We start from the raw sequence: 5,738 nt of genomic DNA, 5'->3' as shown, positions 1-5,738 counted from the left end.
CACCGAAGGGTTTGTCTTTGAGTTGCCGGCAGAAGCGCCGCAGGCGCATGATCAAAATCAGGGTCAGCAGGTAAAGCATTACCGAGGTTACTGGCAGCAGCCCCCGGCTGGCAAGCAGATCGGTTCCCAGGGCGAGCCAATACTCCAGGGAGCCGATTTTGCGGATCTGTTCCCCCAACTGCTTCAGTTCGCCCCCGATGTTTTTCCATCCGAGGCCGATGAGTGGGTTGACGGTTCTCTGAAAGAGGTCTACGTGCTTTTTTTCCTGTATCCCCAAGCTGAATTTTTGCGCCAGGTCCACAAATCCATGACGGGTTTCGCCGACCCTGGCGATCAGGTCGACGTAGCCGGTCTGCAATTGTTCCAGCATCTCACCCCGCTGCCCCTGGATGCGAATCAGGGCGTCCAAGTCACTAATTAACGCCTGCGTCTCCGGGGTATGGTCTTTATCCGTTTTCAGGACCTCAAGCTGCTGCTCGGCAGATGCTTTCTCATCGGTCAGCTGCTGTGCAAGTTTCTGCACGGCATCCAATCGCTCTTTCAACTCGGCTTGACTGCCATCCAGCTTTTCAATGGTGGTTCGAATGCCAAGCGAGGCTTTTTCAAGGTCGTCGACGCGGGCCTCGGGTGTCAGCAGCAGGTGGCTGATGGTCGATAGTTGAATTTTTTGGAGGTCGAGTTCGGCAATCAGGACACGAGATCGGGTTTCGTGTTCTTGAAGGCTTTTTTCGATACTCGAGAGGTTTTTCTTTTCCGCCCGGAGAGCCGCCTGAACGGTTTGTTTCAGGTCGGTATATTGGGACGGCGCGGGGTTCGATCCTGGAGCATCCACGCGGGCATGGGCTGCCGACCCGTTCAGCAGCAAAAAAATAGTAAGAAGAAGTCCCCATCGACCATTGGCCAAAACGACCAGAAGTTTGATTGCAGTTTTCAAATGCCGTATATCCTTTCGCTGTTATTCCCCAGTAAGGGAACGGATACCGCTTGTCCCCGAAACCCGCCATGCAGACGACGCTGCTGGCGGTCTCGGCCTGCGGGCCCCGATCTTACCCAATCTTCCTGATGTTTCCGGTCGAAAACCCTTCGTGGACTCGAGCATCCATCCGCTTGGTGTTCAACCCCGGCCGCTGATTCTGACACTGAGCAGTGGTACCGGGCAGCGATGGAACAACCGTTCCGCGGTGGATCCGAGCAGCACGTCGCTTAGGTTCGACCTGCCCTTGGTTCCCATGACCACCAGATCGGCCTGCTTCTGAGCGATGGTTTCCATGATCGCCTGAAAGAGAACGCCGATCTTGATCAGGCAATCCCATTCTCGGCCGGCATCACCGACATTTTCAAGCGCCTCACGCAGGGACTGCAGCCGCTCGCTCTCCATGTCCGCCCGGTACTAAGCCAGGGAAATAGGAACATTCTCATAGCCAAATGCGATCTTTTCGAGGGCTTCTTGCATGCTGTCCATGTCCCTCTGGTTGATTACATTGACCACCAGCAGGCCGGCGTCGAGGCTGTCGGCGAGGCCGATGGCCGTATCGAGAACGTCGCCGGTGTGGGCGGAGAGGTCGCACGCAGCCAGAATCCTTTTAATTTTCTTCAGGATGCCTCCTCGTATCTGAACGTCTGATGGTTCCCGGCAGGCTCACCTTTTTTGTTAAATCTGCCGAAGATTCGCCCACCTGTTCCCGTCAATAGCGGTGCCTTCATGATCGCTTTCAGAGCCATTTTATTTTTTAAACCATGCAAACAGGACAATGGCAAGCACAACCAGAAATGCCATGACGATCAAAAAAACCCACTGACTGTCTGCCAACGAACATGCTGATCAAAAAGACCCTGTTTTTTGTTATTGCACAAAAATGTGCGGATGGGATAGGCTTGTGGCAAGCATTATTTATCTGAAAAATATTCTTTTTTCGGCGCCAATATCAGCAAAATTCTCACGGATCATCATCATGATTGATATCGGTTCATTTTTCTTCAGGATGATGCTCACCCGTGAACATTGCTGCAGGATAACGGCAGATCAAATTTCGAATGTTCACCCCCGTAATTAAACAGATTACCAGCCGAAAGCATGATATGTCCACGATCTCGCTGTACGAAACCATTCTGGTGATTTCGACCGCCGTGGTTTCTTTCGTCTATCACATGCATCTTTACGTAAAAGTCCACCGGGACCCCCTGACCACGGCCATTGGCATTACCAATCACGCACGACACATGTGGGTCGAAGGGATCATCAGAGACAAGCGCGACATCCTGGCGGTGCAGACGCTGCGAAATCAGGTTATAGCGGCCACATTTTTGGCATCCACGGCGATTCTTATCAGTCTGGGGTCGTTCAGTGCCGCTTTCCGACCGGGCGTCTTCATGGAAGCCTCCCATACGCTCAATCTGCTGGGAACAAAAACCGAAGCCTTGTGGATGTTCAAACTGATGCTGCTGGGCATCCTATTTTTCGTCACTTTTTTTAATTTTTCGCTGTGCATCCGCTACTACAATCACGTCGGGTTTATGATCAACACGTTTCAGTCAAACGATGCGACCGTCTCGGCCGAAGCGGTTACCCAGGTGCTCAATCACGGCGCGCTGCATTACACGATCGGCATGCGTGGCTTTTACCTGTCGGTGCCGCTGGCCTTGTGGCTGTTCGGTCCGGTCTGGATGTTGGCGGGCAACCTGATTTTGGTTGCCATTGTATATCGTCTGGATCGCGAGGCGTAACCCACTTTGAATATTCGGCATCTCATCGTTATGGCTTTTCTTTGGCTGCTCGTCCATATTTTGCCAATCACTTAAATCGGCAGGGTCGAATAGACCCCAGCGTGGCAAACACAATCGTTATCTCAACAGCCTTGCTGCAAATTGCGGGGCTATAAACAGGGGGCAGAAACATGCAAAGCAATCCATCGAAACAAAAGGGTGCGACGGGCCGAGCCCTGACCCAACGCCCGGCCTGGAAGGCACTTGAGGCCCATCACGCCACGATCGGTGATCTGCATCTGCGGCAGCTCTTCGCCGACGATCCTGGCCGCGGCGAGCGTCTGGCCGTTGAAGCCGGGGGCATTTACCTGGACTATTCCAAAAACCGGGTCACCGACGAAACCATGGGGCTGCTGATGGGACTGGCCGAGGAGTGCGGCCTACGAGAGCGCATCGATGCGATGTTCAGCGGCGAGCCGATCAATGAGACCGAAAAACGGGCCGTGCTCCACCCTGCCCTGCGCGTGCCCGAAACCGGTCGGGTCGTCGTCGATGGTCTGGATGTCGTACCCGAGGTGCACGCGGTGCTCAAACAGATGGCCGAATTCGCCCACCGGGTCCGCAGCGGCGAGTGGCAAGGATACACCGGCAAGCGTATCCGCAATATCGTAAACATCGGCATCGGCGGCTCCGATCTCGGCCCGGTGATGGCTTATGAGGCGCTGGGCCATTACAGCCAGCACGACCTGACATTCCGCTTCATCTCCAATGTGGACGGCACCGACTTTGCCGAAGCCACCCGTGATCTCGACCCGGCGGAAACCCTGTTCATCGTTTGTTCCAAGACATTCACGACGCTCGAGACACTGACCAACGCGCACACCGCCCGCGCCTGGAGCCTGCGCCAACTCAGCGACGAGCGGGCCGTGGCCAGGCACTTTGTCGCCGTGTCGACCAACGCCGACGGCGTGTCGCAATTCGGAATCGATCCCGCCAATATGTTCGGTTTCTGGGATTGGGTCGGCGGTCGCTACTCCATGGACTCGGCCATCGGCCTGTCGACCATGATTGCCATCGGATCCGAGAACTTTTATGCGATGCTGGCCGGTTTTCACACCATGGACCAGCACTTCCGCAGCGCGCCATTCGCGCAGAACCTGCCCGTGCTCATGGGAATGCTGACGGTGTGGAACACCAACTTTCTGGATGCGCAGACGGTTGCGGTGCTGCCTTACGACCAGTACCTCAACCGCTTTCCCGCCTACCTGCAGCAGCTGACCATGGAGAGCAACGGCAAACAGGTCACCCTTGATGGCACGCGCGTCGCGTACCAAACCGCACCCATTTGCTGGGGCGAGCCCGGTACCAACGGTCAGCACTCGTTCTATCAGCTGATCCATCAAGGGACCCGGCTGATCCCCTGCGACTTCATCGGCTTCTGTCAGAGCCTGAATCCGATCGCCAACCACCACGACCTGCTGATGTCGAACCTGTTCGCCCAGACCGAGGCGCTGGCTTTCGGCAAGACAGCGGACGAAGTCAAGGCCGAGGGCATGCCGGAATGGCTCGCGCCGCACCGAGTCTTCGAAGGCAATCGCCCCACCAACACCATTCTGGTCAAGCGTCTGACACCGGAGACGCTGGGGATACTGGTTGCGCTCTACGAGCACAGCGTCTTCACCCAGGGCGCCGTCTGGAACATCGACTCGTTCGATCAGTGGGGCGTCGAGCTGGGCAAGGTGCTGGCCCAGCGGACGACCCCCGAACTTGAGGATGTTAACGAGCCGCAGCTGACGCATGACAACTCGACCAACGCCCTCATCCGGCGCTACCGCCGGCTCAAGGGCGGGCGTTGATGATTCCTTCACACCCCATCCACGCAAACCGGCGATCGGGTGATGACAAAGGAGAGAACACCGTGAAGAAAGCCCTGCCGATGTTGCTGTTTGCCGGATACTGGTCGGTTGCCGCCCTCGCGGTCGCGATGAATGTGACAGTCGGCAATTTCAGCGACGGCGACCTGGATGGCTGGAAAAACCAAACATTCCAGGGGACGACCCGCTATCGATTGGTGGCGCAGGATGGCCGCCAGGTGCTGGAAGCCGACAGCAAGGGCACCGCTTCGGGGCTCGTACGGGAGCTTCGGGTCGATCTTGAAAAGCTGCCTTACCTGAACTGGTCCTGGCGGGTCGACGATGTCCTGCCCGGAATCGATGAACGAACCAAAGCCGGTGACGATTATCCGGCCCGGGTCTATGTCATCGTCTCCGGCGGCATCGCCTTCTGGCGCACGAGAACTCTGATTTATGTCTGGTCAAGTAGCCAGCCAACCGGCAGCACGTGGGAAAATGCCTTTACCAAAAACGCCCAAGTCATGGCGCTGCAATCCGAAAAAGGCGCCGGCTGGGCAACCGAACGGCGTGATGTGCGGGCCGATTTCAAACAGTGCTTCAATGACGATATCAGCTCCATCGACGCGGTTGCCATCATGACTGACACGGATAACAGCCAGCAGGCGGCCATTGCCTGGTATGGGGATATTTACTTCTCGAGAGAGTGATAATATAGCGGGCGGTTCCTGCCCCATGAGAATGGCATTAGGTCAGCCAGAGCAATTAGCAAAACCCGTTCCTTTTTTTAAACGACGTTCTTCCTATACTACCGCCTCAACCGTTAGTCCCCATCGAAGGAACGTCGCCTTTTTCGAGCCATTCGACCTTGAGCTGCCGTTTGGTGTCGTTGGCCAGGTGCAGGGTTCGGGTGGGAAAGGCGAAATCGATCCCTTCTGCCGAAAAGCACCGGGTGATCTCCAGGCAGGTGCGCTGGACCCATTCCTGGAAATCCCAGTACTCGGGGGGATGGTACCAAGCGAGAACCAGGATGTTCAGGCTCCAGTCATTGAAGCCGTTGAAGTAGACCCGTGGAGGGAAATCCGGGTGCATGCCCTCGTGATCGGCAATGATCTCCCGGATGATGGCCACGGCCCGTTCGATCTTCTCCGGCGGTGTGTCGTAGGTAATGCCGATGTTGTTCAG

6 protein-coding genes and 1 pseudogene are annotated in these 5,738 nt (G+C 56.2%); 4 read left to right on the top strand and 3 right to left on the bottom strand.

Features of this window, described 5'->3' with window-relative positions; genetic code table 11:
- Together QNK41_RS01655 and QNK41_RS01650 are read right to left on the bottom strand one after the other, a co-directional pair.
- On the bottom strand, positions 1–934 hold a 934-nt coding region (locus QNK41_RS01655; RefSeq protein WP_319253078.1), incomplete at its 3' end, for a hypothetical protein.
- A gap of 180 nt (positions 935–1,114) precedes the next feature.
- The gene (locus QNK41_RS01650) at positions 1,115–1,378 is read right to left on the bottom strand and encodes a universal stress protein (protein ID WP_319253076.1); all 264 of its coding nucleotides are present in this window, start codon (positions 1,376–1,378) and stop codon (positions 1,115–1,117) included.
- 69 nt (positions 1,379–1,447) lie between these two features.
- Here QNK41_RS01650 and QNK41_RS01645 point away from each other — a divergent pair, with 69 nt between their 5' ends.
- From QNK41_RS01645 to QNK41_RS01630, 4 genes are all read left to right on the top strand, one after another.
- Positions 1,448–1,624, top strand: a complete 177-nt coding sequence (locus tag QNK41_RS01645) for a hypothetical protein (RefSeq protein ID WP_319253074.1) — start codon at positions 1,448–1,450, stop codon at positions 1,622–1,624.
- A gap of 455 nt (positions 1,625–2,079) precedes the next feature.
- On the top strand, positions 2,080–2,724 hold the full coding sequence (locus tag QNK41_RS01640; RefSeq protein WP_319253072.1) for a DUF599 domain-containing protein: 645 nt from the start codon (positions 2,080–2,082) through the stop codon (positions 2,722–2,724).
- 170 nt (positions 2,725–2,894) lie between these two features.
- Positions 2,895–4,559 (top strand): glucose-6-phosphate isomerase, encoded by a 1,665-nt coding sequence (gene pgi / locus QNK41_RS01635; RefSeq protein ID WP_319253070.1) that lies wholly within the window; start codon positions 2,895–2,897, stop codon positions 4,557–4,559.
- Positions 4,560–4,621: 62 nt separating this feature from the next.
- Positions 4,622–5,263 carry a DUF3047 domain-containing protein gene (locus QNK41_RS01630; protein ID WP_319253068.1) on the top strand — a complete coding sequence of 214 codons (642 nt, stop codon included), beginning with the start codon at positions 4,622–4,624 and terminating at the stop codon, positions 5,261–5,263.
- 106 nt (positions 5,264–5,369) lie between these two features.
- Here the strand turns inward: QNK41_RS01630 and QNK41_RS01625 are convergent.
- A pseudogene (locus QNK41_RS01625) lies at positions 5,370–5,738 on the bottom strand (mechanosensitive ion channel domain-containing protein); the annotation flags it as partial.

The sequence above is a fragment of the Desulfosarcina sp. genome, from assembly GCF_033791525.1.
Taxonomy (GTDB): domain Bacteria; phylum Desulfobacterota; class Desulfobacteria; order Desulfobacterales; family Desulfosarcinaceae; genus Desulfosarcina.
The sequence above is the reverse complement of the archived record's forward strand: the minus strand, read 5'-3'. Positions and strand labels throughout refer to the sequence as shown.

Excerpts from the sequence above, each read along its gene's own strand:
- QNK41_RS01650 (WP_319253076.1), bottom strand. The coding sequence starts at position 1,378 with ATGGAGAGCGAGCGGCTGCAGTCCCTGCGTGAGGCGCTTGAAAATGTC.
- QNK41_RS01640 (WP_319253072.1), top strand. The coding sequence starts at position 2,080 with ATGTCCACGATCTCGCTGTACGAAACCATTCTGGTGATTTCGACCGCC.
- pgi (WP_319253070.1), top strand. The coding sequence starts at position 2,895 with ATGCAAAGCAATCCATCGAAACAAAAGGGTGCGACGGGCCGAGCCCTG.